Here is a 25,836-nt window from a genome sequence, read left to right on the forward strand (position 1 = left end):
ATTTCGGGCGATCAGCGTGTCAGGTAGGCGCTGAGCGCCGCCCAGTCGGCGGTGTCGATCCAGATCGCGGGGCCGGTCGGGCCTTCCTTGGAGTCGCGGATACCTGCCTGGTCGCCATCGGCGGCCACGCAGACGCAGTCGCCACCTTGGTTCGCCGAGCGATCGGCCTTTCGCCAAGTGCGCTGGTCCCCGAACTCCACGACCGTCATGAATACAGCTCCCGCGATAGCTTGTTGATGAACGCCAAGCTGGCCTTTTCCGACAAGGCCATCTTGATCAGGTGCAGATAGGCGTCATCATACTGCGCGACCTCCTCGGGTTCATCGAGGTAAAGCGCCCCGGTCAGGTAGTCGTGGTAGACGAGCCCGTACTCCGGCGCGATTGTGAACCGCAGGATTGTGAACGACCCGGCCACCGCCGGATGTTCACCCGCACTGTCGGGGAGAACCTGCACAGTCACATTGCGGCGCTTGGCCATCTCGCAGAGGTGGTCGAGCTGGGCTTGCATGACCGCTTTGCCGCCGACCGCGCATCGAAGCGCGGCCTCATGCACCACGACCCAGTACCGAAGGTCCTCGCGATCGAAGATCGTCGCTCGGCCGAGGCGTGCCTGAACATGGTCTTCGACGACATCAGCGCCGAGCGCTCCGTGACTGAGCATGGCGCGGGCATAAGCCTCGGTTTGCAGAACCCCCGGTACCGCCTGGAGGACTACGGCCTGAATCGTCGCCGCGTCACGCTCTAGGGAGATCAGATCCTCGACCGGTTCCCAGACAACAGTCCGCTCATACCCTCGGGGCCGTCGCTTGCGAGACCGCTTTACCAGATCCAGAAGCTCGGCCTGGCGTTCCGCATCGACGCCGTAGATGGTGAGCAGCTTCTCCGCCACCGGATTCGACATCGAGGAGATGCCGCCTTCATATCGCGGCAAGGAAGTCTGTTCGATGCCGGCCTGATCGGCGACCTCCCGCTGGGTCAGTCCGCGTGCGGTTCGGAGGCGTCGCATCTCGGCTCCGATGATGCGGCGCAATGCAGTCGGTCCACCAAGTGCGGTCATTGAGAGCTCCGTCCGGAAAAATTCTCTGTAGCCTAATTTACATTACCTAAGTTATGAGCTATCGTCTAGGTCACGTGAAACTCAGTCTACGTCCGGCGAACAAAGGGGACCGCGATGGACACGACCGAACCGACCGGGGACTTCTACGAGACCGATCTCGAATTCAGTGCGCAGCAACTGGGTGAGATCTGGGAGCACGAGAGCTACATGCTCCGCTTCAATCTCCCTGCGGGCCTAAGCCACCGCGAGGCGGATACCCTCGCCCACCAGATCGTCTCGGAGATCGCCGATCGGCACTGCGGCGCGGCCTCCTACGCCAATCTCGGGCGGGCGTTCGACAGCTCCGCCTTCGCGCTCCTCAGCCGGAAGCCCGGTTCGACCGTCAGTGGCGCGACCAGCTTTGCCGAGCTTGAGGCCGTTCGGGCCCGGATTGGGCGCGGGTAGCGCATTTCCGCTGCGGGACAAGGGAAAAGGGGAAGGCCCCGCCTGCGGCGGGGCCTTCTGGCCCTGTAGGGCAGGCAGGACTTGAACCCGCGACCCAGGGATTATGAGTCCCCTGCTCTAACCAGCTGAGCTACTGCCCCGAGCGGGCAATATCCTCTCACACCTTGTGGCCGGGTGGTGTCCGGAGGGGATGGCGGCGGGGCGGGAGATCTTCCCGGGAACGTCATCGTTCGCGAATGCGGCCGCAACGGACGTAGGGAACAACCGGTTGGTACGAAGCTGCCCGCCGGTAACATCTGGGCCACAATTGCAACGGTTCGATAACGACCGATGCGGTTGTTGCGCAGGTCTCCATACGATCTGACTCACTCCTGTCGCGTCGTGTTTCTCGAACAATCCACGACGCGCGGGTTCCGACGCCCAAACCTCCCGAGGGGGCCCATTGAGACGTGCAGTGTTGTTGCTGTCGGCTGCGTTCGCCGGCCTGTTGCTGGGGTTGGGGGTGAACAGCAGCGCCACCGCCCAGGACGCCTTCGGCGTCCACGGCACGCTGGAGAACCAGCAAGACGAACCGGTCGCCGGGGTCTCGATCACCGTGACCGACGCGGCCGGGACCGAGATCGCCACGGTCCAGAGCGCCGAGGACGGCACCTGGGCCGTCCCGGTCGAAGCGGCCGGGGACTACGTCGTCACCCTCGACGAGTCCACCCTCCCCGACGGGCTGGTCGTGCGCAACGGCAAGCCCGAGCTGGAAGTCACCATCAACTCCGACAGGACCGTCCTGTTCCCGCTCGACGTGCAGGTCGTCGGCGGCGACCCCGGCGGGGACGAGCCGTCCTCCGGCGGCGACGCGAGTGAGGAGCCCGAAGGCGACGAGTCGAGCACCGGCGCCGATACGGCCGAGAACGGCGAGAACCTCGGCGAGATCGAGGACGAGGGCGGCGCGACCCGCGCGGTCAGCCTCCTCGTCTCAGGCCTCCACTTCGGACTCATGATCGCCCTCGCGGCCGTCGGCCTCTCGATGGTGTTCGGCACGACCGGACTCACCAACTTCGCCCACGGCGACCTCGTCACCTTCGGCGGGGTCATGGCCCTCCTGTTCAACATCACCTTCGGCCTGCCAGTGTGGATCGCGGCCATCGCCGCCGTCATCCTCGGCGCCGCCTTCGGCTGGGTCCAGGACTGGGGCCTGTGGTCGCGGCTGCGCAAGCGCGGCACCGGCCTCGTCTCGATGATGATCATCTCCATCGGCGTGGCCCTGCTCATCCGCAACGCGATCCTCTTCTTCGTCGGCGGCGAACGCCAGCGCTACAACGAGTACGTGGGCCAGCAGCCCTGGGACTTCGGCTGGCTCGTGGTCACCCCCAAGGAGGTCATCACCGGCTCGATCGCGCTCGTCGTCTGCATCGCGGTGGGCATCGGCCTGGTGTACACGCGGCTCGGCAAGGCCACCAGGGCCGTCGCCGACAACCCCTCGCTGGCCTCTTCCACTGGCATCGACGTGAACCAGGTCGTGCGCCTGGTGTGGACGATCGGCGGCGGGCTCGCGGCCATGTCGGGCGTGTTCCTGTCGATCAGCGACGGCGTCAAGTTCGACATGGGCCAGCACCTGCTGCTCCTGGTGTTCGCCGCGGTGGTCCTCGGCGGGCTCGGCACGGCGTTCGGCGCGTTCGTCGGCGCGATGCTCATCGGCGTGTTCGTGCAGATGTCGACCCTCGTGGTCGCGCCCGAGCTGAAGTACGTCGGCGCGCTGGCGGTCCTCATCATCATCATGCTCACCCGGCCCCAGGGCATCCTGGGCCGCCGCGAGCGAATCGGCTAGGAGAGCGAAATGGATTGGCACTTCGTCTTCAGCCAGGCGCTCACGCAGGCCATCGGCCCGACCATGGTCGTGTACGCGCTCGGCGCGATCGGCCTCAACCTGCAGTTCGGGTACACGGGCCTGCTCAACTTCGGTCAGGCGGCGTTCGCGGCGGTCGGGGCGTACGGCCTCGCGCTGTCGGTGGCGTCGTTCGGCCTGCCGTTCTGGTGGGGCATCGTCATCGGCCTCGGTGCGGCTGTGGTGTTGGCGCTCTTGATGGGTATTCCGACGCTGCGCCTCAGGGCGGACTATCTGGCGATCGTCACGATCGCGGCGGCCGAGATCGTGCGGCGGCTGTTCCGGGCCACGGTGTGGTCGGACACGACGGGCGGCTCGGACGGTCTGCGGGAGTTCTCGGACCCGTTCTTCGCGATGAGCCCGTTCCCGCCCGATGCGACGTGGACGTTCGGCTTCGTCTCGATGGAGAGCGGCCGCCTGTACGTCGACTTCGGACTGTTCGACCTCCAGTACTCGAGCCGCGACCTGTGGGTCATGACGGTGGGCTGGGCGCTCATCGCGGTGTTCCTGGTGATCCTCGGCCTGCTCGTGCACAGCCCGTGGGGGCGTGTGCTCAAGGGCATCCGCGAGGACGAGGAAGCGGTGCGGAGCCTGGGCAAGAACGTGTTCTCGTACAAGATGCAGGCGCTGGTCATCGGCGGTCTCATCGGTGCGGTGGCGGGTTTCGTGTTCGCGTTCAGCCGCGCGAACGTCCAGCCGGACACGTTCTCGACGGACTTCACGTTCTACTTCTACGTGGTCCTCATCCTCGGCGGCGCGGCCCGGCTGTTCGGGCCCGTGCTCGGCGCGGCGCTGTTCTGGTTCCTGTACAACGTCTTGGCGCAGGGCCTGAGCCAGGCGATCACGTCCGGGGCGATCTCGGCCGAGACGCTCAGCCAGACGCAGGTGGGGCCGCTCGTGTTCTTCCTGCTGGGCCTCGGCATGGTCCTGCTGCTGATCTTCCGGCCGCAGGGCATCCTCGGCAACCGAAGGGAGCTGATGCTCGATGTCCGATAACGACAACGGCGAGCAGCCGGAGCAGACCAGGGCCGGGATCGCGGCGGCGCGCGCGTCACTCGCGGACGTGCCGCCCGAGCCGGGTGCGCCGAAGCAGGACGCGATCCTGAACGCGACGGGCGTACGCCGGGCGTTCGGCGGCCTCGTGGCCGTGGATGTGGCGCACCTGGAGGTCCAGCGGGGCACGATCACGGCGCTCATCGGGCCGAACGGCGCGGGCAAGACGACGTTCTTCAACCTGCTCACCGGTTTCGACCGGCCGAGCAAGGGCGAGTGGGTGTTCGACGGCCGCCGCGCGGACCGGATGCGCTCGTACCAGGTGGCGCGGGCGGGCATGGTCCGCACGTTCCAGCTGACGAAGGCGCTCACCCGCATGACCGTCATGGACAACATGCTCATCGGCGCGGGCGAGCAGCTCGGCGAGAAGTTCTGGGCCGGTCTCATTCCGCCGCTGTGGAAGTCGCAGGAGGCGGCGAACCGCGCCAAGGCCATGGAGCTGCTGGAGCGGTTCAAGCTCGTCGACAAGCGCGACGACTACGCCGGGGAGCTCTCGGGCGGCCAGCGCAAGCTGCTGGAGATGGCGCGGGCGCTCATGCTGGATCCGAAGATGGTGATGCTCGACGAGCCGATGGCCGGTGTGAACCCGGCGTTGAAGCAGTCGCTGCTGGAGCACATCAAGGACCTGCGCGAGGACGGGATGACGGTCCTGTTCGTGGAGCACGACATGGACATGGTGCACGAGATCGCGGACTGGGTGGCGGTGATGGCGGCCGGTCAGCTGATCACGGAGGGCACGCCGGACCAGATCTCGGCGGACCGGCGGGTCATCGACGCGTACCTGGGCGCCCACCACGACGCGGCTCAGCGTTAGGAGACGACATGAGCGACAACGAGACCGGGGCCGGTATCGGCCCGACCGGCGTGCCGCTTGAGGACACGCCGGAGTCGGACACGGAGGTGTGCTCCCGGGAGGGGCACCTGGCGGCTTCGGGGGACGCGCTGCTGCGCGTCGACGAGGTCCAGGCCGGGTACCTGCCGGGCGTGTCGATCCTGAACGGCACCGACCTGTACGCGAAGGAAGGCGAGCTGGTCGGCATCATCGGTCCGAACGGGGCCGGGAAGTCGACGCTGCTGAAGGCGATGTTCGGGCTCGTGGGGATCACCTCGGGCACGGTGACGCTGCGGGGGAAGGAGATCACGAACCGGAAGGCGCACCAGCTGGTGCCGCTGGGCGTGGGCTTCGTGCCGCAGACGAACAACGTCTTCCCGACCCTCACCGTGGAGGAGAACCTCGAGATGGGGGTATTCTTGCGGCCCAGGGCCTTCAGGGAGCGGTTCGCGTTCGTGACGGACCTGTTCCCGATCCTCGGGGAGCGGCGCTCGCAGCGAGCGGGTTCGCTCTCGGGCGGGGAGCGGCAGATGGTGGCGATGGGCCGGGCGCTCATGATGGAGCCGTCGGTGCTGCTGCTCGACGAGCCGTCGGCGGGGCTGTCCCCGGCGATGCAGGACGAGGTGTTCTTCAATACCAAGCAGATCAACCAGACGGGTGTCACGGTGGTCATGGTCGAGCAGAACGCTCGGCGGTGCCTCCAGATCTGCGACCGGGGTTACGTCCTGGACCAGGGCCGCAGTGCCTACACGGGTCCGGGTGCGAGCCTCATCGACGATCCGAAGGTGGTCGAGCTGTACCTGGGCACGCTGGGGAAGGCTCGCTAGAACACGGATAAGGCGATGCCCCTCGGGTCCTGTGGTCCCGAGGGGCATCGCCGTTTCTACTGGTGGTGCTTATTCTTCGAGGTCGCCGAAGGTGTAGGTGAGGTTCTCGAAGGTGTTGTCGGCCTTGTACTGGAAGACGCCGATGGTCGCGGCGGACACGTCGCCTTCAGGGGAGAACTCGATGGGCCCGGAGTAGCCCTCGTAGTCGATGTCCTCGCCGTCTTCGAGGAGCGCGGCGCACTCGGTGAAGCCGCTGCACTTGGTGCCCTCGCGGCTGACGTCGATCAGGTTGTCCTTGATGGTCTCGGAGTCGACCTTGCCGCCCTGGACGGCGGCGAGGGCCGCGAGCACGGTGGCGTCGTAGGACTCGGGGCCGTAGGTGAAGTCGGTCAGCTCGGGGTCGACCTCGAGGAGGCGCTCCTGGATGCCGGCGGTGTCGGCGCCCGGGTAGGTGCCCTTGGCGCCCTCCAGGAAGCCGGCGGGGAACTGGTCGCCGTAGTTGGAGAGGTTGCCGTCGACGAAGTACCAGCCGAGGTCCTGCGCGCCCATGCCTTCTTCGGCGAGGGCCGGGGCGAGGTTCACGATCTCGTTGAAGGTGATGAGGACGACGGCGTCGGCGCCGGAGTCGGCGACCTGGCCGGCTTCGGCGGAGAACTCGGTCGCGGCCGGGTCGTAGATGATCGTGTCGATCACTTCGCCGCCGAACTCGGTGAAGTTCTCCTCGACGGCGGTGGCGAGGCCGGTGCCGTAGGAGTCCTGGAGCGCCAGGATGACGATCTTCTCGTGGCCGTCCTGGATGATCGTGTCGGCGAGGACGCGGCCCTGCAGGACGTCCGAGGGCGCGGTGCGGAAGTAGTAGTCGCCGTTGGCGTAGGTGGTGAACTCGGGCGAGGTGTTCGCCGGGGAGATCTGGACGATCCCCTCCTGGTAGAGCTTGTCGATGAAGCTGAGCGACACGCTGGAGGAGGCGGCGCCGATGACGGTGTGGACGCCCTGGCGGATGAGCGCGTCGGCCGATTCGCTGGCGATCGGCGAGGTGGTGTCGCCGGAGTCCTGGTGGATGACCGAGGCGTCGCAGCCGAGGACGCCGCCCGCCTCGTTGATCTCCTTGATGGCCAGGTCGACGCCGGCGAACTCGGGCGGGCCGAGGAACGCGAGCGAGCCGGTCTGCGGCAGGATCGTGCCGATCTTCAACGCGTCGCTTTCGCAGTCGGTGCTGCCGGATCCGGAATCGTCGCCGCAAGCGGTGAGCGAGAGCGCTGTGATACCCGCTGTGGCGGCTGCCAGCAGTGCTCGGGGAAAGCGAGACATGGTTGCTCCTAGGTTTTGTTCGAGAGGACACGCGGCAAAGACTTGGAGGTTTGCGTGATCCGAGTTACACACTATGGCAGTCAGAGTGGCGATGGCAGAGGTCGTGACCACACCCCATCCTGTTTGTGATGAGTCCGTGACCTTCTCGTACAGGTATTGCAATCGCAGGTCTGCGGTGTTGCGGCCAGACGACATCCGCTCCCCCGCCCGGGGGAGCGCGAACGCCCCCGCCAGGGGAGCCCGCTCGCCCGCTCGCGGGAGGGATTCGGCCCGCGAAACCGCGAATCTGTAAGCATGACAACGACAACGCCGCAGATGCGGCCCACCCGACTCGTCAGGGCGACCGTGCTCGCCGCCTTCCTCTGGTCGCTCATGGCCCTCCCGATCGGGCTGTGGCAGCTGCTGGACCCTGAAGGGGGTCCGTACTCGCACGACCTGCACGACCCGACGATCCCGCTCCCCGCTTCGGTTCCCGACTGGATCGCGCCCGCCGCGCTCCTCGCGGCCGGGCTCGGCGGGCTCCTCATCGCCCGCGCCAAGCCGCGGCTGTGGCCGCTGACGGCGCTCTACGCCGTGGTCTTCGGGATGCTGCTGACGACCATCTCGCCGATCTCGTTCGCCGGGTACCTGGCGGCGTTCCTGATCCCGATCGGGGCCGTCACCGTGCCGGTCCTGCTCGCGCGCGGCGCGGCCGCCAGGATCGCCACCGCATTCGTGATCGCGGCGGTCCTCATCGGACTCGGCGTCACCGGCACCGTCGACTACGCGGCAGTCGGCGGGTTCGCGAAAGAGCTGGGCGGCACCATGGCCGGGCTCAGCGGCTACCTCTTCACGCAGGTCTGGACGTTCGCCGGCGGCGCGATCTGGGCGGCGCTGACCCTACAGCTGGTCCTGACACGCCGCGAGGGCGAGCCCGCGCCCGCCTGCCTCGCACCGGAGAACGCCGCCAAGTGGGGCCGGGCCGCCGCCTGGACCGCGTTCGCGTGCGCGCTCCCCTACGGCCTGGTCCGGATGACCTGGCTGACCCCGTGGCCGTGGGTGGGCGGCCCGATCGACGACGACGCGGCGTTCCCGCTCGAGATCCGGGTCTGGGGCCTGCTGCTCGGCTTCGCCGCGCTCGGCGGCGGCGTGCTGTGCCTGGGCCTGACCCAGAAGTGGGGCGAGCGCTGGCCGTTCTGGATGTTCGCGGTCAAGGGCCGCCCGGTGCCGCCGATGGTCGCGATCGTCCCCGCCTCGATCATGGCCGCGATGTTCACGTTCATGGCGGTGCCCACAGTGGCGCTGGGCATCCGGCAGGACGCGCTCGACATCGTCTGGGGCTTCCCGTTCTACATCTGGGGCCCGGCGCTCGGCGCGGCGACCCTCGCCTACGCGATCCGGCGCGGGAAGGTCGCGATCCGGTAGAGGATCGGACTTGACCGATTGCGGGACCCGGCCTAAGGTCGAGTCCTGCAATCATTTCCGTTCCATTCTGCAATTTCTTGCAAAGGAAGCAAACATATGCTCGACATCCTGGTCGTCGGCGGCGTCGGCGTCGACACCATCGTGCGCGTCCCCGAGATCGCGATCGGCGAAGGCGACTCCCTCGGCGTGGAACCGATCTACGACTACGTGGCGCACACCGGGAACGGCGTCGCGCTCGGCTGCCTCCACCTCGGGCTCGCCACCCGCTTCATCGACTACATCGGCGACGACGAGCAGGGCCGCCTCGTCCTGCGCCACTACGAGGAGCACGGCCTCGACTTCCGGCACCTCGTCTCCCCCAACGGCACCTCGCGGTCGGTGAACCTCGTCGACGCGGGCGGGCGCCGCTACTCCTTCTACGACTACCGACACGACGGCGACCTGCGGATGCCCGCCGAGTTCTTCGGACCCCATGTGGCCGAGGCGAAGCACGTCCACGTCTCGATCCCCAACCACACCCGCGACGTGCTCACCGCCATCCCCGAAGGCGTCACCGTCTCGACCGACCTGCACGCCTGGGACGGCGAGGCCGAGCACCAGAAGGAGTTCGCCCTTCGCGCCGACCTCGTGACCCTGTCCGCCACGAAGCTCGGCGGGGACCCCGAAAAGGCCATGCGCTGGATCCTCGACAACGGCCGCGCCTCGGTCGTCATCGCCACCGACGGCGAGCACGGCGGGTACGTCCTCGAACGCGGCGGCTCCCTCGAGCGCTACGACGCGATCGACCCGGTCGCCGAGCTCGCCCCGACAGTCCCGGCCTGGGCCGACTGGGCGCCGGTCGACTCCAACGGCGCGGGCGACGCGTTCGTCTCGGGCCTCCTGTGGGCGCGGGCCAAGGGCGGCGACCTCGCCGCCGCGATCGACGCGGGCCGCGTCTCGGGCGCGTACGCGTGCCGCACGAAGGGCACGAGCACCGCGCTCATCGACGAGGCGCTGATGACCGCCAGCCTCGCGGCGCTGCAGCAGTAGAACGATCGGCCCCGGCTCCGCGCCGGGGCCGTCCGCTATTCGGCGGGCTTGTTGGCGGTCATGGCCTTCGCGCGGGCGATCACGTCGTCGAACGGCGACGGCTCGACCGGGACCGGCGGCACGTAGTCACGCCGCTCGGGCTGGACCACGAGCATGAACAGCCCGCCGACCACGGCCGCGACGACAGGCGCGCCCAGCCCGATCTCGGCGGCGGGCCAGACCCCGGTCGCCGCTCCAGTACTGATGAGGAACGCGGCCCAGATCGGCACCGCCCAGGCCCCGGCGAGCACGAGCAGGTCGCGGCGGCGGCGCAGTTCGGGCCGTACCAGCCAGATCAGGAAGTCCAGCCACGCGCCCGAGAGCAGGAAGATCCAGACGTACCCGCCGTACTCGAAGCCCGTGTAGGCCCCGGCCATGACCGCCGGGTACGCGAACGCGACGGTGAAGAACCCCAGCGGGAGCCGGAACCGGCCGGTCATGAGCACCGCCAGCGCGAGCACGAGCACCGTCGTGAACACGATGCCCGCCACCGGGAAGCCCTCGAAGACGTTCGGGCCCTGCAGGGCGGCGGCGACCGCGGCGGGCGGGTTCGTGTGGGGCACGAGGTAGGCGAGGAAGAGCACGAGCGCGGTCGTGATGTAGCCGAGGGAGAGCGCGGGCGCGGCCATGCGGGCTTCCAGCGGGATCGGCTCGGGTTCGGCGTTGAGCGCGGCCCGCCGCCAGGCCGAGAGCAGGGGCGCGGCGACGATGAGCACGCCGCCCGCCGCGAGCGTCAGATGCGAAGGGCTGAAGAGGATCGCGAGGCTGGTCTCGACGCCGAGCACCTCGTGCCAGATCATGTCGGCGATGCCGGAGACGAGGAAGAGCGGCACGCCGACGACGGCGGGGCCGTAGCCGTGCGGGACGGCGGCCATGCCGGTGCGGCCGTCGGCTCGGTGGGCGCGGAGGAACATCCAGGCGATCCAGGCGGCGGTGGCGAAGAAGCCGGTGTAGAACGCCAGGTGCCACCAGGTGAAGAACGACTCGGCCCAGCCGCGGGCGTGGGCGTTGACGTCGAGGATGAGGCCGCCGAAGAACCACGCGGAGAAGGCCGCGGTGGTGAGGTCCTGCCACCAGGTGGCGTAGGCGCGGGGCTGCCGGGAGTCGGTCAAGAGGTGCATCTTGTACTCCAGCAATCGGTCCAGGGGTGTGATGGCCATGACCTCATCATGGCCTACCCGAACCCTCCGCGCAATTCCCGCATTCGCCCCGGATCTGTTCACTCAGGACGGTGCGTGCGCGGTCCCCTACGCGCCGGGGCGCTTCAGCACCATGTGTTTGGTGGTGCTGCCGTCTGCTTCGGGAATGTCGCGGAGGTGCGCGAATCCGAGTTTCTCCATGACCGCGATCGAGGCGGTGTTCGGTTCGGCGATGGTGGCGTGGACTTCGGCGAGTCCGAGCGCGTCGAAGCCGTAGTCGATGATCCCTTGGGCGAGTTCGGTGCCGAGGCCGCGGCCCCAGGCGTCCGCGGCGAGGGCGTAGATGAGCTCGTGGCCGCCGGCGTCCTCGGTGTGCTTGATCTCGGCGTGGCCGACGTAGAGGCCGTTCTCGCGCACGGCCCACACGTCGAAGGCGTTCGTGGCGTAGACCTTGGTGAAGACGCGGCCGAACAGGGCGCGGTCGTTCTCCTCGGTGTCGGGGCCCTCGCCCATCCACTGCGAGACGCGGGTGTCCTGGAAGAGGGCGACGAAGTCCGCTTCGTCCTCGCGGACATAGGGTTCGAGGACGAGTCGTTCGGTGCGGAGTACGGGAGTCACGGCCGGGACGCTACCGCAGTCCCGGCCGGTCGCGAAACTGTTTTATGCGGGTGTGAAGCGCACCAGGAAGAGCTTGGGCCAGTGCTTGCCGGTGAGGTAGAAGGCGCCTTCCTCCTCGGCGGCGGCGATGCCGTTGAGGACGTCGGCTCCGGCCGAGTCCTCTTCGGGGAGGAGCCCCGCGGCGTCGACGACCGCGACGACCTCGCCCGTGGCGGGGTCGATGCGGACGATCTGGTCGGTCTGCCAGAGGTTCGCCCAGACCTGGCCGTCGACGCATTCGAGCTCGTTGATCTGGGCGACCGGCTCGCCGTCGAGGGTGACGTCGACGGTGCCGGTGGGCGCGAAGGTCTTCGGGTCGCGGAAGGTCAGGGTCGAGGAGCCGTCGCTCATGACGAGCTGGGCGCCGTCGTAGCAGATCCCCCAGCCTTCGCCTTCGTACGAGACGGATTCGACGATGTCGAGCGTGACGGGGTCGCGCCGGTGGGCCGTGTGCTCCTGCCAGGTGATCTGCCACAGGTCGGTGTCGGTGAGGGTGAGGCCTTCGGCGAACTGCTCGGCCGGGAGGTCCTGGGTCGCGAGCACGTCGCCGGTGCCGGGGTCGGTGATGCGCACGTCGGATTCGCCGTAGAGGCCGGCGCTCTCGTAGAGGACGCTGCCGTAGGTCGGGTGCTCGGCGAGCTGGAGGCCCTGCGTGAAGGAGCCCGCGTCGTGGTCGTAGGTCTCGACGACCTCGACCTTCAGCGACTCGACGCCCGCGGCGTCGGTCGCGTCGACCTCGTCCACCGCTTCGGCCTCGCCGGTGCCGCACCCGGCGAGGGCCAGGAGCCCGGCCGCGCCGAGCGCCAGGCCGCGCCGCGTCGCGCGTTTCTCATCGAACACTGATCTCATCTCCAGCCGGTTCAGGGGTGACAGTTCGTACCGTACTGGTCAACACAAACGAGGACAAGTGCTCGCATCGGGCACGGGTTCAGCCGGGGGGCTCCCGGTGGCGCACAGGGGAGATCGAATTCCGTCAGTGCTTCCTGCGCCACCGGGTCACTTCGGCCGAGACGGTGACCTCGACCTTCTCGGGCAGCGCGGCGACGGCCGCGGCGAGCCCGGCGGCGTCGAGGTGGCGGGCGCTCGGGCCCATCCCGACGAGCCGCAGGACCTCGTTGTGTCCCAGACCGATCGCATACGTGATCTCGTCGGTCCGCTCGGCCTCGAAGAGGGTCCCGAGCTGGTCGGCGGTCCGCTGCGGTTTCGCGGGGTCGACGCTCAGCATGTCCAAGGCGTCGACGAGTTCGCGCAGGTGGTCCTGCCGGGGGGTGAGGACCACGAGTGCTCCTCGTGGGTGGAGTACGCGCGCGATCTCGTCGGCGTTGCGGGGGGCGAAGACGTTGAGGACCGCGGCGGCCGCGCCGTCGCGAATCGGCAGCCGCTGCCACGCGTCGGCGAGCACCGCGGCGAGACGCCCTTGAGTTCCGGCGTCTCGCCGCGGTTCGTCTCCCGCGATGACGCGCTTGGCGCAGCGGCGCAGCGCATACTTCGAGGTGTCGAGCCCGATGCCGTCCCGGGACGGGTCGGCCGCGAGCGCGGCGGCGAGGTAATGGCCCGTGCCGCAGCCGGGTTCGATGACCACGCCGGGGGCGTCGGTCACCGAGGCGCTGGCGACGGCGGCCATGAGCCGGTCGTAGACGCCGGAGTCGAGGAAGTCCTCGCGGTTGGCGATCTGCTCGGCCGTGTCGCCGGTCGTGGTGTTCGACCCGGGGGCGAGGAGCGGCGCGTAGCCCTGCTTGGCGAGGTCGAACGAGTGGCCTTCGGGGCAGGAGAGCCGCCGGTCGGCCTGGGCGAGCGGCTGCGCGCAGTTCGGGCAGGCCAGCGCGTCGAGGGCAGGGAGAGTCATTCGGCCGCTTTCGGATCGAGTAGCCGGACGAAGGCCCTGAACGCTGCGGGCATGTCGAACGACTCGGGCTCGTGGAGCCACTGGAACTGGAGACCGTCCATGATCGCGATGAGGAGCGGCGCGGCTTCCTCCGGGGTGAGTCCGGACGGGAGCCGGTCACCCCATTCCTGGCGCAGGCTCGCGGTGTAGGCCTCGCGGACGCGCCGGTAGCGGTGCTTGAAGAACTCGGCGGCGGGGTGGTCCTCGGTGACGGACTCGCCGAGGAGCGCCGAGAAGGTGCGCACGATCGCCTCGCGGTGGGCGTTGGCCTCGACGACGCCCTGGTGGGCAGCCATGGTCATGGGCTCGGCGATGACGTCCCGGCCGCCGGAGTCCCAGCGTTCGCGCATGAGGAGCACGCCGATGAGCAGCGCTTCCTTGCTCGGGAAGTAGTGGAGGAGGCCCTGCTGGGTGAGGCCGACCTTCTCGGCGACGGCGGCGAGGCTCGCGCCCCGGTAGCCGCGTTCGGCGATGACCTCGATCGCGGCCCGCACGATCTCGTCGCGGCGGGCCTGGCCGCGGGTGCTGTGCTGCGTGCTCGGCATCGGGTGCTTCCTGGGTCGGGTGCTCCAGCATAGAGTGTCACAGTTCGGTAACCAAATCTACCGATCACTCGGTAGTTGTGGCAGACTCCGAAGCGTGAACACCCCTCAGCGCAGAGGAGCGGCCCGATGGCGCTCGACGTGACCCCAACGCCCGCAAGGCCTTTGGCCGCCCCGCGCGGGTTCGTCGTGCGCGCCGCCCTGTCGAACTGGGGGCTGTGGACCGCGCTCATGACGCCCTCGATCGTCACGCTCGCCATCCGCGTCGAAGCGGTCGCCGGGGACGATTACGAGGCCGTCTACGCGATGGTCCTCAGCGTCGGCGCCGCCGTCGGGATGTTCGGCGGGCCGCTGTGGGGGCGGCTCTCGGACCTGACGCGCTCGCGCTTCGGCCGCCGCAGGCCCTGGATCGCCGGGGGCATCGCCGTCGGCACGGCCGGGATCGCGGTCGTCGCGCTCGTCCCCGAGGTGTGGGCGCTGGTCTTCGGGTGGGCACTCGCGCAGGCCGGATTCAACGCGGCCCTCGCCGGGACGATGGCGTCGATCCCGGACCAGGTGCCCGCGAAGGACCAGGGCCGCGTCTCGGGCGCGTTCGGCGCGGCCGTCACCGGCGGCATCCTCGCCGGATCCGGGCTGGCGGCGGTCACCCAGGACACGCTGCTCATGTTCATGGTCCCGTGCGCGCTCGCGATCGCGCTGGCCGCGCAGTTCGTGCTCGCGTTCAAGGACCCGCGAGTCGAGGCACCGCGAGAGCGCTTCTCGCTCAAGGCGATCGGGTCGACATTCTGGTTCAACCCGCGCCGCCACCCGGACTTCGGGTGGGTCTGGCTGGCGAAGTTCCTGCTCGTCTTCGGCGGGTCCGCGCCGATGATCTACATGGTGTACTTCACCGCCGCGCGGCTCGACCTGAGCGCGGCCGAGGCGGGCGGCGTCGTGGGCGTGCTCTTCCTCGTGAGCTACGCGCTGCAGACCGCGGTGGCCCTGTTCGGCGGCTGGCTCTCGGACCGGATCGGGCGGCGCAGGCCCCTCTTCATCGCCTCCGGGCTCATCACCGCGACCGGGCTGGTGCTGCTCGCGTCCGCGCCGAGCCTGCCGATGATCTGGGCCGCGCAGCTCGTGCTCGCCGTCTCGGGCGGGCTGTTCGCCGCCGTCGACGCCGTGCTCGTCTTCCAGACCCTCCCGAACCCGGCCGAACCCGCGAAGGACCTCGGCGTCGCGAACCTCGCGAACGGGTTCCCGCAGGTCATCCTGCCCGTCGTCGCGACCGCCGTCCTCGCCGTGGGCGGCGGCGCGAACTACACGCTGCTGTTCGCGGCCGCCGCATGCGTCGCCGTGTGCGGGTCGCTGAGCGTGCTCCGCGTCAAGCGGGTGCGGTGACCGATGAATCCTGATACGAACCGATATGACACACCACAGAAAGGCGAAGGCATGAGCGACTGGACCATCCCGGCCGACCGACCCGAGTACGCCGAGGCCGTCGAGGCGGCCCTGGCGAAGATGGACCTGGAGACGAAGGCCGACCTGCTGGCCGGGCTCGACATGTGGCGCACCATCCCCGTGCCCGAAGCGGGGCTGCGGTCGATGACCGTCTCCGACGGGCCGATCGGCGTGCGCGGCCGCTTCTGGACCGTCGCGGACCCGTCCCTGGCACTGCCGAGCCCGACCGCGCAGGCGGCCTCGTGGGACCCGGAGCTGGTGCGCCGCATCGGGAACCTCCTCGCGGCCGAGTCCCGCCGCAAGGACGTGGACGTCCTGCTCGCGCCGACCATCAACCTGCACCGCTCCCCGCTGGGCGGCCGCCACTTCGAGGCGTTCAGCGAGGACCCGTACCTGACCGGACGCATCGCCCAGGCCTACGTGGCCGGGGTCCAGGAGTGCGGCGTCGGCACCACCATGAAGCACTACGTGGGCAACGACGCCGAGACCGACCGGTTCACCGTGGACAACGTCATCGGCGAGCGGGCGCTGCGCGAACTGTACTTGCGTCCCTTCGAGATGATCACCGCCGCCGTGCGCCCGTGGGGCGTCATGACCGCCTACAACTCCGTCAACGGCCACACCATGACCGCGCACAAGGAGCTCATGGCGGTCCTGCGCGACGAGTTCGGGTTCGACGGCTTCAACGTCTCCGACTGGGGCGCGGCCCGCCACACCGTCGAGGGCATCGAAGCCGGGCTCGACCTCGCCATGCCCGGACCGTTCACCGTGTACGGCGCCGAACTCGTCGCGGCCGTCCGCGACGGCCGCACCAGCGAGCGCCACGTCGACGACGCGGTGCGCCGCATGCTCACCCTCGCCGCCCGCGTCGGCGCCCTCGAAGGCGTCCGCGCGGCGGTCGACGAGCGGCTCGACGCGATCGCCGATCCCGAAGCGCTGCTTCGCGAGATCGCCCAGCGCTCCTTCGTGCTCGCGCAGAACGACGCGCCCGAGGGCGGCGAAGCGCCGGTCCTCCCCCTGAGCGCCGACGCGATCGGGCGGCTCGCCCTCATCGGCCCCGCTGCCGAGGAGGCCCGCGTCCTCGGCGGCGGCTCCGCCACCGTCTTCCCGACCCGCGTCGTCTCCCCGCTCGAAGGCCTGCGCGAGGCCCTCGGCGACCGCGTCCAGTACGCGCAGGGCGTCGACCTCTTCGAGCAGATCCAGGCCGCGAGCAAGGGCTTCGACCTCGACGTGCGGCCCGTGCGGAAGGACGGCACCGCGCTCGCGCCGGACCCGCTCGCCAACGGCGACGTCAAGTGGATGGGGTACCTGCCCGGCGACCTCCCGCAGGACGAGTTCAGCCACGCCGTCCTCGAAGGCGTCTTCACCGTGACCGAGACCGGCGCGCACGTCTTCGGCACGCGCGGCCTCGGGCACCACAAGCTCGTCATCGGCGGCGACACGGTCTTCGACGGCGACCAGGACTACGCGACCGACGACCCGTTCGAGGCGTTCTTCGGGCCCGGCATCGAGCGCGCGACCCTCGAACTCGAAGCGGGCCAGGAGATCCCGGTCCGGCTCGAGTTCACGCCGTTCGCGTTCCCGCCCGGCTTCCCGCCCTCGGTCCTGTTCGGGCTCATGCACACCGGGCCCCGCCCCGACGAGGACCGGCTCATCGCCGAGGCCGTCGAAGCCGCCCGCGCCGCCGAAGTCGCCGTCGTCGTGGTCTCCACGACCGCGCTCACCGAATCCGAGGGCTTCGACCGGCGCTCCCTGCGCCTGCCGGGCCGCCAGGACGAACTCGTCGCGGCCGTCGCCGAAGCCAACCCGAACACGGTCGTCGTCGTCAACACCGGCTCCCCCGTCGAGATGCCCTGGTCCGACGACGTCGCCGCAATCCTCCTGACCTGGTTCCCCGGGCAGGAGGGCGGCCACGCGCTCGCCGACGTCCTCCTCGGCGCCGAACCGGGCGGCCGCCTCACCACGACCTGGCCGCGGCGGCTCGAGGACGCGCCGGTCGTCCAGGTCGTGCCCACTGACGGCGAACTCCACTACGACGAGGGGATCTTCATCGGCTACCGCGCCTGGGAGCAGCGCGACGGCTACGAGCCCGCGTACTGGTTCGGGCACGGGCTCTCCTACACCTCGTGGGAGTACGAGGCGATCGAGACCGACGCGAACCAGGTCAAGGTCCGGGTCCGCAACAGCGGCGGCGTCAAGGGACGCGAAGTCGTCCAGGTCTACCTGACCCCCGAGACGGGCGTCGCGATCGAAGGCGGCGTGGAGACCCACCGCCTGGCGGGCTTCCAGGCCGTCGAAGCCGAGCCGGGCGAGACCGTCGAAGTGGTGATCGAGCTCGAAGAGCGCTCGTTCCAGTACTGGGACGAGACGAAGGGCTCCTGGAGGACGATCCCGGGCACGTGGGGCGTGGCCGCGGGCCGGAACGTCGCCGACCTGCGGGTGAAGACCGAGGTCAAGGCCTAGAAACAGCGCGGCGGGCGGGACCGGAGTCCCGCCCGCCGCGCTATGCGCTCAAGGAATTCAGAATCCGGGAGCGTCCTCGCGCAGTGCCCTGTCGCTGCGGGCCGGCGTGGTCACCCCGGCGGAGTCCCAGGGCTCAGCTTTTGGGGGCTCGTCCGCGTTCGTGGTGAAGTTCTCGACGATCTCGCCGAACTTGGTGCCCTTGATCTTGTCCTGCGCCGCGTCCACGGCCTTGTTCGCCTGCGTGCGCACCGTCGACGCGACCTGCTGGACCTTGTCGTTCCCGGTCACGCGCCTGGTGTAGTCGACGATCTGGTCGTAGCGTTCCCGCCCGGCCTTCGCCCCCAGGATGTAGCCGACCGCGAACCCTGCTACGAGATACCACTTCCGCATATTTGCCTCCTCGGCCGACCCGCGGGCCGAACGCCGCTCTGGTTTCACTGTGTTCCGGAGTTCACTGTGCGTCGCCGCATATAGCGGCCATTCTGCCCCATCTCGGGGTGCCCAGGCGGCCCATGACGGAAACGCGTCGCCCCGATCCGGCCCGTTCCCCGCCCGGATCGGACCCACACCACACCCACCCCGGTGGCACCCGCCCGCGCCGGTCCTGTACTGTCATATCCGGTTCGCACGGCGAAAGCCAAGCCAGAACCCCTTCCCCAATAGCTCAATTGGCAGAGCAGCCGACTGTTAATCGGCAGGTTCTTGGTTCGAGTCCAAGTTGGGGAGCCAAACGCAAAGGCCGGTCTTCTGACCGGCCTTTCGTCGTCTTGTCGTATGGCGTTGATAGTTTCCAGCGGTACACGCCTCTAACCCTTGGATTCTCGATGCCCTTCACCACGCCTGACCGCTCCTACGATCTCGCCGCCATGTGGCCCGAGCTCGCCACGCTGGCCCGCACCGCTGTGCGACTGCATCCGAGGTGTGGCAAACCGACCGCAGAGCAGTCCTCGATCGGCGGACCCTTGCTCTGGCCGATCGTGGACCCGTGGCCCACCTGCTCAGGCCCTCACGAGTGGGTCTCGTTGGCGAGGATCGACGAGGTCGTCGAATACCGGCGAATCATGGAGCTGGCGTGGAGCAGAACCGGTGTGGGATCAGCCGATCGGTTCACAGCAGAGGAACGAGCCTTCCTGGACCGGCTCGATGAGCACGAGCGGAGTAATCCGTGGCGGGTTGAATTCCGCACCAAGGAGGCGTCGCTCATCCCTGTGGCGCAGTTGTTCACGAGGGACGTGCCCGGCTTGCCCTTCAGCAACCGATTCGACCTTCTCCAAGTCCTTTGGTGCCCCTATAACCATCCTGAGACCGAGGCATATTGGCCCGCTACACAGCTACGGTGGCGAGACACCAACCAGTCCACGCTCAGACCCTTCTACCCGCCGAAGGATACGCTGATCGGCTGTGCCGACTATGTACCGAACCCGTGCGTGCTGGCCCCTGAGGAGGTCACCGAGTACCCAGACATGGATCTGCTTTCCCCCGATCTCAGAGAGAACATCAAGGCGACCGCCAACCGGATGGAATCCTTCTACTACAGCGACCACGCGCTGGCACCGGGTTGGAAAGCGAACGGGCACGGGACCTCGTGGTCGCTCTTCAACGCCTTCGCAGTCCGCTGCGAATGCGGCGCGGAAGCGAAACCGCTGTTGAACGCCGCCACCGGCGAATGGGATCCCTCGACTTCTCACTGGATGCCGATCGAGGATCTCGACCATGCGGATGCCGAGAAGCTCAAGAACGGATTCGATCCGGTCGAGATCGTCATCGGCCGTGGCTACGACCTCCAGATCTTCCATTGCGGTCTCGATCCGGAGCATCCGCCAGTCTCGGTGATGGTCTGACCCGATCCGAGCCTCGAACTTCGGCTATCGCGGAGTCGGGTTCGGGGGCTTATGGGGCCGTTAGGCGGGTTCTCAGGGTTGCTACCTGCGGGGCCGCTTCCCGCCCCCGCCGCCCTGCCGGCCCGGGTCGAGACGCAGACGGTCCCTGCGGGGGGCCACTTCAGGAAAGGCCGGTCCGCGGACCGCCCTTTTCTGCTTCCCCTGCCCTGTGGGTCCCCGCCGAGGAGTTGGCGGAATTCGACGGGCACATCGTCGGCCTGATCGAAGTCGTCGCCGAGTTCCGCGCGGAGCCCGCCTATGGAGCAGAGCCTAGCGGTGCCAAGGCAATCACTCGACTTGATCCGCGCGGGTCAGACCGCGGTAGCCGAGACGCTGCGAAGCGATGCGATGCGATGCGACGACAGTGCTCGTCATCGGGCGACCGGCGTGGCCCTTGGCGCTCGCCAAGGGCCACAAGTGGTCAGATGTTCGGAAGTTCGATGGACGTCGTCGAACCGAGGAACGTGATGGTTCTCGCGTCAAGGGCGCCGGAGTACACGCGGACATCGTCGATGGCTCCTGCGAAGTAAGAGCCGTACTCGCCGTCAGAGAGCGACCTTCCGATCTGGATTCCGCCCGTCGCGGTCCATGCTTCGACGGTGGTGTCGTCGATCGAGGCGCTCTCTACGCCATTGACGTACAGCGTCCACTCACCGAGTGCCCCGTTGAAGACCACCGTGAGCGACTGCCCGGCGGTGTCGCCTTCCCAGGGGGCGAACCGGGATGCGGCCACCTTCTCAGCGCCCTCGGCATCGGCCGTGGCGAGGACGAGCTCCCACAGCTTCGTGGTCGCGTTGAACCGGACTTCGACCAGGGACTGGTGCTGTCCCGAAATCGAGAGCACGACCATGTCGTTTGCGACTGTCGTGGAGTCCAGTCGCGCCCGCACCGACAGTGAGAACGAGCCCGAGGTGTCGACGACGGGCGTCGCCACGGTCGCGCAGTCGCCGTCGCCGTCGAGGAACAGGTCGCCGTCGCCAACCAGCGGGAACGGTGCGTCACCGACGGGGAGGCCGTCTTCATCGTATTCGGGGCCAGTGTTGATCCGCGCGTCGCCGAGCAACTGCGCGGCCTCGCCCCCGGTGTACTCAGGGCTGAGGCCGTCGGATGCGGTGGTGAAGGTCCAGTAGCCTTCACGCCCGAAGGTCTTGTAGACGCCAAGGCCTGCGACCTCGTCAGGGGACACGACGCGGTCGAAGACCTGGACTTCCGCGATGTCACCGTTCCACTGGTACGCCCACGCGTTCGCGGCACGGGCCCGTCCGATCTGGACGTCTCCGGCGGCGTTCCAGGTCGTCCCGCGGGTGGTGGACGCGGCTTCGACTCCGTTGACGTACAGCTTCATCGAACGGCCGATGGAGTTGTACACGCCGGTGAGGTGAACCCATTCGTCCGCGGTGCCAGTCCTGACCGAACCGCCAGAGGCCTTCCATTCGCTGGTCGGGGAGAGTTTCGCATCTGGGATCCAGAATGCCCACTCGCCCGAGGTCGCTGAGAGCGAGTCGTATCCGAGCACGAATCCGGATTCCTCCGCGCTCTTCACGCTGACGGCGGCCTGGTCGCGGGAGAGGTCGTCGACCCGGACCCAGGCGGACACGGCGAATCCCTCGTTGGTCCGGAGGAGGCCCGCGTCGGTGGTGTTGACGAATGCTCCCGCGCGGCCGTTGAAGGAGGCCGCCGTGGCGGCACCCGGGCCGTCGACCCCGAGATCGACTCCGCCCCCCACCGTGCCGAGGTTGGCGCCGTTCGCGTCGGCGACCTGGAGCGATCCAGCGGGTTCGGCGAGCGTCCAGCTGCCAACCGGGTCCTTCGCGGTGACGCTGAAGATGTAGTCAGTCTCGACGGAGTATCCCGCGGTGTTGTGGGCGCGGACGGTGAGGACTTTGGAGCCGGTGTTCGTCGGCATGTACTTGAAGGAGACGGTCTCGCTGATCGGGTCGAGGGTGATCTCCCGGTACAGGGATCCGGGGATCTCAAGCGTGTACTTCTCGATGTCGGGATCGGCGGCGGTGATCGTGAAGGTGCCGATTTCGCCGACCATCGGAACATCGGCGTCGATGCCTTCGGGGAAATCGGTGCTGGTGATGACCGGGGCGTTGGGGGTGTTCGCGAGCACGGGCGAGGCGATCCCGGCCGCAGTTAGGGCTCCCGCCAGCACGGCGAGAGCCATTCTTCGAATGAGGGGTTTCGAGGCTATGGACATCCTGTTGTCTTTCCAGTTGGCGCCCATGGGGATCGTGGACGTGAGTTGAACAGGTTCAATTTTTTTGAGCCTAGCTCATGTGGATCTTCGCACGGAACGCGGTCCAATAGGGGTACTTGCGGTTCGTCTTCGCAGTCTCCCAGAGCCCCGGAATCCCCTCCTGCGATACGAGGGGCACCAGCCCCGCTAGACGGTCGCGCGGGCCGTGACCTAGGGGATAGTCCCGCATAGGCCCTGAGGGGGAGCAGACACAGAAAGGCCGGTCGTTTTCGACCGGCCTTTTTCGTTATGCGCGGTTCGGCGTGTCGCGGCGGAGGAGGAGGGTGCCGTGGTCGTGGTCGAGCCATTCGAGGGTGAAGCCGGTGAACTCGGCGGCCCAGCGTTCGCCGATCGCGCGTTCGTCGGTGCGGCGGGCGTCGTCGAGGACGACGAGGGCGTCCGGGGCGAGGCGGTCGATGAGGAGCGGGACGGCCGGGTAGCGGGCCGCCGGGCCGGTGGCGCCGGGAGGGCCGTCGACGAGGGCGAGGTCGAAGGGGCCGTCCGTCAGGGCCGCGGGGTCGTACCAGCGCCAGGTCGACTCGCCTACGGGCACTTCGGTAAGCGGGGCGTCGCGGACTTCGGCCCACTTCGCGAGGCCGCGCTCGTCGAGCATCCTCCTGGTGGCGGCGGCGAACTTGGCGTCGTGTTCGAGCGCGACGACTCGGCCTGTGCCGATCGCGCGGCACGCGTACGCGAGGATCACCGTGGTGCTGCCCGAACCGCATTCCAGCACTGAGGAACGGCCGTGCTCGACGACCTGCCGGTAGAGGAACCGGGCGAGGTCCGGACCGGCCGCCCACCCGTGCATGGGCGGCAGTGCCTGCTCCGGGCCGATGTCCTTGTACAGGGCCATGAGGTCTTCCACTTCGCCGTAGACGACGCGGCCCCACTCGCGCACGAGGCGTCTGGTCGACCGGGGCATCGTCTCGAGTTCCTCACGGGCCGCCTCCTGGGCCGCCTGGAACCGCGCGAAACGCTCGGTCAGCTCGGAGACCTCGGCCCCCCGCCGCCGCTGCGCCCGCCACAGTGCGCCGATCGCGATGGTCGCGGCGCCGACGACGATGGTGCGGTACGGGACTCTCATGCTCATCGGCTGCCTCCGGAAGAGGGAACGACCTGCGGTCGCGGGCGACTGCCGAAGCTATCAGCCGTCGACGGTCGGAGGGTGAACGTCGATGGTCCTGGCGCTGAACCCTGCTAGCCCAGGAGTTCGGCGCGAGCCCGCATGAGGGCGAAGCCGAGGAGGTTGAGGCCCTTCCAGGTCGCGGGGGACGCGGCGAGGGGGTCGGTCGCGCCCAGGCCGATGCCCCAGATGCGGTCCCGGGGGCTCGCCTCGACCAGGACGCGGTCCCTCGTGCCGACGAGGTAGGCGAGCAGATCCGGGTGCTGGCCGAACTTGGCGAGGCTGCCGCGCACGACGATCCCGAAACGCTCGGCCTCCCAGGTCGCCTGGTCGAAGCCGCGGACCTTGCGGCCCAAGGCCTGCGCCTCGCCCGGGTGGCCCGCGGCGAGGATCTTCTTGGCCGCCGCGGCGTCGCCGAAGAGCCAGGCCTTGTGCGCCATCATGTAGTGCTCGGCCGAGGCGAAGCGGTGCGAGTCCTCGGTGAACGCCGCCGGCCACCACTGGCTCAGGCAGCCGCGCCCGGCGCTGCCGTCCGCCTCGGGCGAGTGCCCCCAGAAGTGGATGAACTTGAGGACGCGGCCGGACGACGCCAGCGCGACCGCCTCGTCGACGTCAAGCGGCAGGACGAGTGCATCGGACATGCGCCCCACCTTGCCATACCGACGCTCACCTCACCCGGCGGTAACGGCGTCCCAGTAGGGTCGGGTCCATGGGCGATCCTCAGCTCGCTGCGCTGGCGCAGCGGTACTTCGATTTTCATCTGGCCGACAACCCCACGGCGGCAAGCTTCTACGGCATCCCCGGTCACGACGACCGGCTGCCCGACCCGAGCAGGGAGGGGGACGCCGTCCGGCGCGCCCACCACGCCGAGATCGGCGAGGGTCTGCAAGGGATCGACGCGGACGCCCTCGAGGGGCAGGACCGCATCACGTACTCCATGCTCGCGCGGCTCGTCGCCGACCAGACCGCGAGCATCGACGCGGCCCTCGGCGAGGTCGGACTCTCCAACACGATCACCGGGCCGGTCTCCACGATGCTCTCCTCGCTGCCGCGCATGAGCCTGAACACCGAGCAGCGCAGCCGGGACTACCTGGTGCGGCTCGGCGCGCTCGGCGGCTACTTCGACGCGGTCCTGGAGCGGTACCGGCAGGCCGCCTCGGAGGGGCGGAACCAGACCAAGCGCGGCGTGCGCGCCGTCATCGAGCAGATCGACGACTATCTGGGGACGGACGTGGCGGCCGATCCGCTGGTCTCGCCTACACCTTCCGAAGTAGACGTCGAGGAGTGGAAGGCCGCTGCGACAGTGCTGGTGGCGGAGCGGGTCCGGCCTTCGCTCGCCCGCTGGCGCACCGCGCTCGAGGAGGAGTTCCTGCCGAACTCGCGTCTCGACGACTACGTCGGGGTCTGCTACACCCCCGGCGGGTCGGACGGGTACGCGGCGTCGTTGCGGCAGTTCACCACCACCGACCTGACGCCCGAGGAGATCCACCGGATCGGGCTCGAGGAGGTCGAGCGGGTGCGCGGCGAGTTCGCCGAGATCGGGGCCAGGGCGCTGGGGACCTCGGACGTCGCGGAGGTCGTCGAGCGGCTCCGCGGCGACCTCTCGCTGCGGTACGAGTCGGCGGAGGAGATCCTCGCCGACGTGACGGAGGCGCTGCGCAGGGCCGAGGAGGCGCTGCCGAAGGCGTTCCTGGACTACGACATCGCGCCGTGCTCGATCGAGGTGATCCCCGAGGCGGCCGCCAAGGGCGCGACCCTCGCCTACTACACGGTGCCCGCCTCGGACGGGACCCGGCCGGGCACGCACTGGGTGAACACGTACGAGCCCGCGAGCCGGGCCCGGTTCGAGTACGAGGCGCTCGCGTTCCACGAGTCCGTCCCGGGGCACCACCTGCAGTTCGCGCTGGGCCAGACCCTGGACGGGCTGCCGCAGTTCCGGCGGTTCGCGTACGTGACGGCGTTCGGCGAGGGCTGGGGCCTGTACACCGAGCGGCTGTGCGACGAGATCGGGCTCTACAGCGGGGACCTGCAGCGGCTCGGCATGGTCTCGTTCGACGCGTGGCGGGCGTGCCGCCTGGTGGTGGACACCGGGATGCACATCCTCGGGTGGTCGCGGGAGCGCGCGGTCGCGTACATGCGTGAGAACACCGCGCTCTCGCTGGTGAACATCGACAACGAGATCGACCGGTACATCGCGTGGCCGGGCCAGGCGCTGGCGTACATGATCGGGCGCAGGCACATCGGGGCGCTGCGGGACCGGGCGCGGGAGGCGCTGGGCGAGGCGTTCGACCTGCGGCACTTCCACGACCGGATCCTCTCGAACGGGTCGATCCCGCTGGAGACGATGACGGGGGTCGTGGAGGACTGGATCGCGGAGGCGCGCTAGGGATTCCGGGGCTTGACGGGCTGTTGTCGGATTGGTGACAGACAGTTCGGGCCGCGTATTGCACGATATGAGTCGCGGCGGTGGCTCCCCCCGGGCGCCGCCGCAACTCAGTCTTTCACCTGCTGTGGACGTGCGGATTCGTTGCGGCGCAGTAGGTTTCTATAGTCCACATAGGACTTATCGGCGCCGGACTGTCGCGCGCAAATG

General features: G+C 68.8%; 23 protein-coding genes and 2 tRNA genes. 12 read left to right on the forward strand and 13 right to left on the reverse strand.

Annotation, left to right across the window (positions count from 1 at the left end; all coding sequences use genetic code 11):
- Positions 1 to 11 precede the first annotated feature (11 nt).
- Together ACGGCP_RS04545 and ACGGCP_RS04550 are read right to left on the reverse strand one after the other, a co-directional pair.
- Positions 12 to 209: a DUF397 domain-containing protein gene (locus ACGGCP_RS04545; protein WP_392960976.1), complete on the reverse strand. Its 198-nt coding sequence runs from the start codon at positions 207 to 209 to the stop codon at positions 12 to 14.
- On the reverse strand, positions 206 to 1,057 hold the full coding sequence (locus tag ACGGCP_RS04550) for a helix-turn-helix domain-containing protein (RefSeq protein ID WP_392960979.1): 852 nt from the start codon (positions 1,055 to 1,057) through the stop codon (positions 206 to 208). Before ACGGCP_RS04550 ends, ACGGCP_RS04545 begins: the two co-directional genes overlap by 4 nt.
- A gap of 114 nt (positions 1,058 to 1,171) precedes the next feature.
- On the opposite strand from ACGGCP_RS04550, the gene ACGGCP_RS04555 reads away from it, so the two are divergent.
- Positions 1,172 to 1,501 (forward strand): hypothetical protein, encoded by a 330-nt coding sequence (locus ACGGCP_RS04555; protein WP_392960982.1) that lies wholly within the window; start codon positions 1,172 to 1,174, stop codon positions 1,499 to 1,501.
- A 66-nt stretch (positions 1,502 to 1,567) separates the two neighbouring features.
- Here the strand turns inward: ACGGCP_RS04555 and ACGGCP_RS04560 are convergent.
- Positions 1,568 to 1,641, reverse strand: a tRNA-Ile gene (locus ACGGCP_RS04560).
- Positions 1,642 to 2,003: 362 nt separating this feature from the next.
- On the opposite strand from ACGGCP_RS04560, the gene ACGGCP_RS04565 reads away from it, so the two are divergent.
- The 4 genes from ACGGCP_RS04565 to ACGGCP_RS04580 are packed head-to-tail and all read left to right on the forward strand — an operon-like array spanning position 2,004 to position 6,092.
- Complete coding sequence (locus tag ACGGCP_RS04565; RefSeq protein ID WP_392960984.1) at positions 2,004 to 3,323, forward strand: SpaA isopeptide-forming pilin-related protein; 1,320 nt, start codon at positions 2,004 to 2,006, stop codon at positions 3,321 to 3,323.
- 9 nt (positions 3,324 to 3,332) lie between these two features.
- Entirely contained in the window at positions 3,333 to 4,376 is a 1,044-nt protein-coding gene (locus ACGGCP_RS04570; protein WP_392960987.1) for a branched-chain amino acid ABC transporter permease, read from the forward strand.
- A complete protein-coding gene (locus ACGGCP_RS04575; RefSeq protein ID WP_392960989.1) occupies positions 4,366 to 5,247 on the forward strand; it encodes an ABC transporter ATP-binding protein in 882 nt (293 codons plus the stop codon). The genes ACGGCP_RS04570 and ACGGCP_RS04575 overlap by 11 nt, the downstream gene beginning before the upstream one ends.
- Before the next feature lie 8 nt (positions 5,248 to 5,255).
- Complete coding sequence (locus ACGGCP_RS04580; RefSeq protein ID WP_392960991.1) at positions 5,256 to 6,092, forward strand: ABC transporter ATP-binding protein; 837 nt, start codon at positions 5,256 to 5,258, stop codon at positions 6,090 to 6,092.
- A gap of 69 nt (positions 6,093 to 6,161) precedes the next feature.
- Here ACGGCP_RS04580 and ACGGCP_RS04585 read toward each other — a convergent pair whose 3' ends face one another.
- Positions 6,162 to 7,403 (reverse strand): ABC transporter substrate-binding protein, encoded by a 1,242-nt coding sequence (locus tag ACGGCP_RS04585; RefSeq protein ID WP_392960994.1) that lies wholly within the window; start codon positions 7,401 to 7,403, stop codon positions 6,162 to 6,164.
- A gap of 294 nt (positions 7,404 to 7,697) precedes the next feature.
- On the opposite strand from ACGGCP_RS04585, the gene ACGGCP_RS04590 reads away from it, so the two are divergent.
- Together ACGGCP_RS04590 and ACGGCP_RS04595 are read left to right on the forward strand one after the other, a co-directional pair.
- Positions 7,698 to 8,807 carry a hypothetical protein gene (locus ACGGCP_RS04590; protein WP_392960997.1) on the forward strand — a complete coding sequence of 370 codons (1,110 nt, stop codon included), beginning with the start codon at positions 7,698 to 7,700 and terminating at the stop codon, positions 8,805 to 8,807.
- A gap of 96 nt (positions 8,808 to 8,903) precedes the next feature.
- Entirely contained in the window at positions 8,904 to 9,836 is a 933-nt protein-coding gene (locus ACGGCP_RS04595; protein ID WP_392961000.1) for a carbohydrate kinase family protein, read from the forward strand.
- A 35-nt stretch (positions 9,837 to 9,871) separates the two neighbouring features.
- Here the strand turns inward: ACGGCP_RS04595 and ACGGCP_RS04600 are convergent, their stop codons facing one another.
- The 5 genes from ACGGCP_RS04600 to ACGGCP_RS04620 form a co-directional block, all read right to left on the reverse strand.
- Complete coding sequence (locus ACGGCP_RS04600) at positions 9,872 to 11,035, reverse strand: hypothetical protein (protein ID WP_392961003.1); 1,164 nt, start codon at positions 11,033 to 11,035, stop codon at positions 9,872 to 9,874.
- Positions 11,036 to 11,122: 87 nt separating this feature from the next.
- Positions 11,123 to 11,632, reverse strand: a complete 510-nt coding sequence (locus tag ACGGCP_RS04605; RefSeq protein WP_392961006.1) for a GNAT family N-acetyltransferase — start codon at positions 11,630 to 11,632, stop codon at positions 11,123 to 11,125.
- 42 nt (positions 11,633 to 11,674) lie between these two features.
- Positions 11,675 to 12,511: a glutaminyl-peptide cyclotransferase gene (locus tag ACGGCP_RS04610; protein ID WP_392961008.1), complete on the reverse strand. Its 837-nt coding sequence runs from the start codon at positions 12,509 to 12,511 to the stop codon at positions 11,675 to 11,677.
- A gap of 133 nt (positions 12,512 to 12,644) precedes the next feature.
- Positions 12,645 to 13,517: a putative RNA methyltransferase gene (locus tag ACGGCP_RS04615; RefSeq protein WP_392961011.1), complete on the reverse strand. Its 873-nt coding sequence runs from the start codon at positions 13,515 to 13,517 to the stop codon at positions 12,645 to 12,647.
- Entirely contained in the window at positions 13,514 to 14,101 is a 588-nt protein-coding gene (locus tag ACGGCP_RS04620; RefSeq protein ID WP_392961014.1) for a TetR/AcrR family transcriptional regulator, read from the reverse strand. Before ACGGCP_RS04620 ends, ACGGCP_RS04615 begins: the two co-directional genes overlap by 4 nt.
- A 126-nt stretch (positions 14,102 to 14,227) precedes the next feature.
- Between ACGGCP_RS04620 and ACGGCP_RS04625 the strand changes: the two genes are divergently transcribed.
- Together ACGGCP_RS04625 and ACGGCP_RS04630 are read left to right on the forward strand one after the other, a co-directional pair.
- Entirely contained in the window at positions 14,228 to 15,475 is a 1,248-nt protein-coding gene (locus tag ACGGCP_RS04625) for an MFS transporter (protein ID WP_392961017.1), read from the forward strand.
- Positions 15,476 to 15,526: 51 nt separating this feature from the next.
- Positions 15,527 to 17,998, forward strand: coding sequence for a glycoside hydrolase family 3 protein (locus ACGGCP_RS04630; protein WP_392961020.1), 2,472 nt, complete (start codon positions 15,527 to 15,529; stop codon positions 17,996 to 17,998).
- Between the two features lie 57 nt (positions 17,999 to 18,055).
- On the opposite strand, the gene ACGGCP_RS04635 is transcribed toward ACGGCP_RS04630, so the two are convergent.
- Complete coding sequence (locus tag ACGGCP_RS04635; RefSeq protein WP_392961023.1) at positions 18,056 to 18,388, reverse strand: hypothetical protein; 333 nt, start codon at positions 18,386 to 18,388, stop codon at positions 18,056 to 18,058.
- A gap of 263 nt (positions 18,389 to 18,651) precedes the next feature.
- Between ACGGCP_RS04635 and ACGGCP_RS04640 the strand changes: the two genes are divergently transcribed.
- Positions 18,652 to 18,727, forward strand: a tRNA-Asn gene (locus ACGGCP_RS04640).
- Positions 18,728 to 18,822: 95 nt separating this feature from the next.
- On the forward strand, positions 18,823 to 19,839 hold the full coding sequence (locus tag ACGGCP_RS04645; protein ID WP_392961025.1) for a hypothetical protein: 1,017 nt from the start codon (positions 18,823 to 18,825) through the stop codon (positions 19,837 to 19,839).
- A 460-nt stretch (positions 19,840 to 20,299) separates the two neighbouring features.
- Here ACGGCP_RS04645 and ACGGCP_RS04650 read toward each other — a convergent pair whose 3' ends face one another.
- The 3 genes from ACGGCP_RS04650 to ACGGCP_RS04660 form a co-directional block, all read right to left on the reverse strand.
- Positions 20,300 to 22,048 carry a LamG domain-containing protein gene (locus tag ACGGCP_RS04650; RefSeq protein WP_392961028.1) on the reverse strand — a complete coding sequence of 583 codons (1,749 nt, stop codon included), beginning with the start codon at positions 22,046 to 22,048 and terminating at the stop codon, positions 20,300 to 20,302.
- A 319-nt stretch (positions 22,049 to 22,367) separates the two neighbouring features.
- Positions 22,368 to 23,210, reverse strand: coding sequence for an O-methyltransferase (locus ACGGCP_RS04655; protein WP_392961031.1), 843 nt, complete (start codon positions 23,208 to 23,210; stop codon positions 22,368 to 22,370).
- Between the two features lie 107 nt (positions 23,211 to 23,317).
- The gene (locus ACGGCP_RS04660; RefSeq protein WP_392961034.1) at positions 23,318 to 23,884 is read right to left on the reverse strand and encodes an NADAR family protein; all 567 of its coding nucleotides are present in this window, start codon (positions 23,882 to 23,884) and stop codon (positions 23,318 to 23,320) included.
- A gap of 68 nt (positions 23,885 to 23,952) precedes the next feature.
- On the opposite strand from ACGGCP_RS04660, the gene ACGGCP_RS04665 reads away from it, so the two are divergent.
- A complete protein-coding gene (locus ACGGCP_RS04665) occupies positions 23,953 to 25,629 on the forward strand; it encodes a DUF885 domain-containing protein (protein WP_392961036.1) in 1,677 nt (558 codons plus the stop codon).
- Positions 25,630 to 25,836 lie beyond the last annotated feature (207 nt).

This window comes from Glycomyces sp. NPDC048151 (genome assembly GCF_043202775.1).
In the GTDB taxonomy this organism is placed as follows: Bacteria; Actinomycetota; Actinomycetes; order Mycobacteriales; family Micromonosporaceae; genus Glycomyces.

Bases quoted from the DNA above. Each gene is read 5' to 3' on its own strand.
- ACGGCP_RS04590 (WP_392960997.1), top strand. From the start codon at position 7,698: ATGACAACGACAACGCCGCAGATGCGGCCCACCCGACTCGTCAGGGCG.
- ACGGCP_RS04660 (WP_392961034.1), bottom strand. From the start codon at position 23,884: ATGTCCGATGCACTCGTCCTGCCGCTTGACGTCGACGAGGCGGTCGCG.
- ACGGCP_RS04595 (WP_392961000.1), top strand. From the start codon at position 8,904: ATGCTCGACATCCTGGTCGTCGGCGGCGTCGGCGTCGACACCATCGTG.
- ACGGCP_RS04665 (WP_392961036.1), top strand. From the start codon at position 23,953: ATGGGCGATCCTCAGCTCGCTGCGCTGGCGCAGCGGTACTTCGATTTT.
- ACGGCP_RS04630 (WP_392961020.1), top strand. From the start codon at position 15,527: ATGAGCGACTGGACCATCCCGGCCGACCGACCCGAGTACGCCGAGGCC.
- ACGGCP_RS04580 (WP_392960991.1), top strand. From the start codon at position 5,256: ATGAGCGACAACGAGACCGGGGCCGGTATCGGCCCGACCGGCGTGCCG.
- ACGGCP_RS04585 (WP_392960994.1), bottom strand. From the start codon at position 7,403: ATGTCTCGCTTTCCCCGAGCACTGCTGGCAGCCGCCACAGCGGGTATC.
- ACGGCP_RS04550 (WP_392960979.1), bottom strand. From the start codon at position 1,057: ATGACCGCACTTGGTGGACCGACTGCATTGCGCCGCATCATCGGAGCC.
- ACGGCP_RS04555 (WP_392960982.1), top strand. From the start codon at position 1,172: ATGGACACGACCGAACCGACCGGGGACTTCTACGAGACCGATCTCGAA.
- ACGGCP_RS04570 (WP_392960987.1), top strand. From the start codon at position 3,333: ATGGATTGGCACTTCGTCTTCAGCCAGGCGCTCACGCAGGCCATCGGC.
- ACGGCP_RS04545 (WP_392960976.1), bottom strand. From the start codon at position 209: ATGACGGTCGTGGAGTTCGGGGACCAGCGCACTTGGCGAAAGGCCGAT.
- ACGGCP_RS04635 (WP_392961023.1), bottom strand. From the start codon at position 18,388: ATGCGGAAGTGGTATCTCGTAGCAGGGTTCGCGGTCGGCTACATCCTG.
- ACGGCP_RS04645 (WP_392961025.1), top strand. From the start codon at position 18,823: ATGCCCTTCACCACGCCTGACCGCTCCTACGATCTCGCCGCCATGTGG.
- ACGGCP_RS04650 (WP_392961028.1), bottom strand. From the start codon at position 22,048: ATGGCTCTCGCCGTGCTGGCGGGAGCCCTAACTGCGGCCGGGATCGCC.
- ACGGCP_RS04575 (WP_392960989.1), top strand. From the start codon at position 4,366: ATGTCCGATAACGACAACGGCGAGCAGCCGGAGCAGACCAGGGCCGGG.
- ACGGCP_RS04655 (WP_392961031.1), bottom strand. From the start codon at position 23,210: ATGAGCATGAGAGTCCCGTACCGCACCATCGTCGTCGGCGCCGCGACC.
- ACGGCP_RS04620 (WP_392961014.1), bottom strand. From the start codon at position 14,101: ATGCCGAGCACGCAGCACAGCACCCGCGGCCAGGCCCGCCGCGACGAG.
- ACGGCP_RS04625 (WP_392961017.1), top strand. From the start codon at position 14,228: ATGGCGCTCGACGTGACCCCAACGCCCGCAAGGCCTTTGGCCGCCCCG.
- ACGGCP_RS04615 (WP_392961011.1), bottom strand. From the start codon at position 13,517: ATGACTCTCCCTGCCCTCGACGCGCTGGCCTGCCCGAACTGCGCGCAG.
- ACGGCP_RS04600 (WP_392961003.1), bottom strand. From the start codon at position 11,035: ATGGCCATCACACCCCTGGACCGATTGCTGGAGTACAAGATGCACCTC.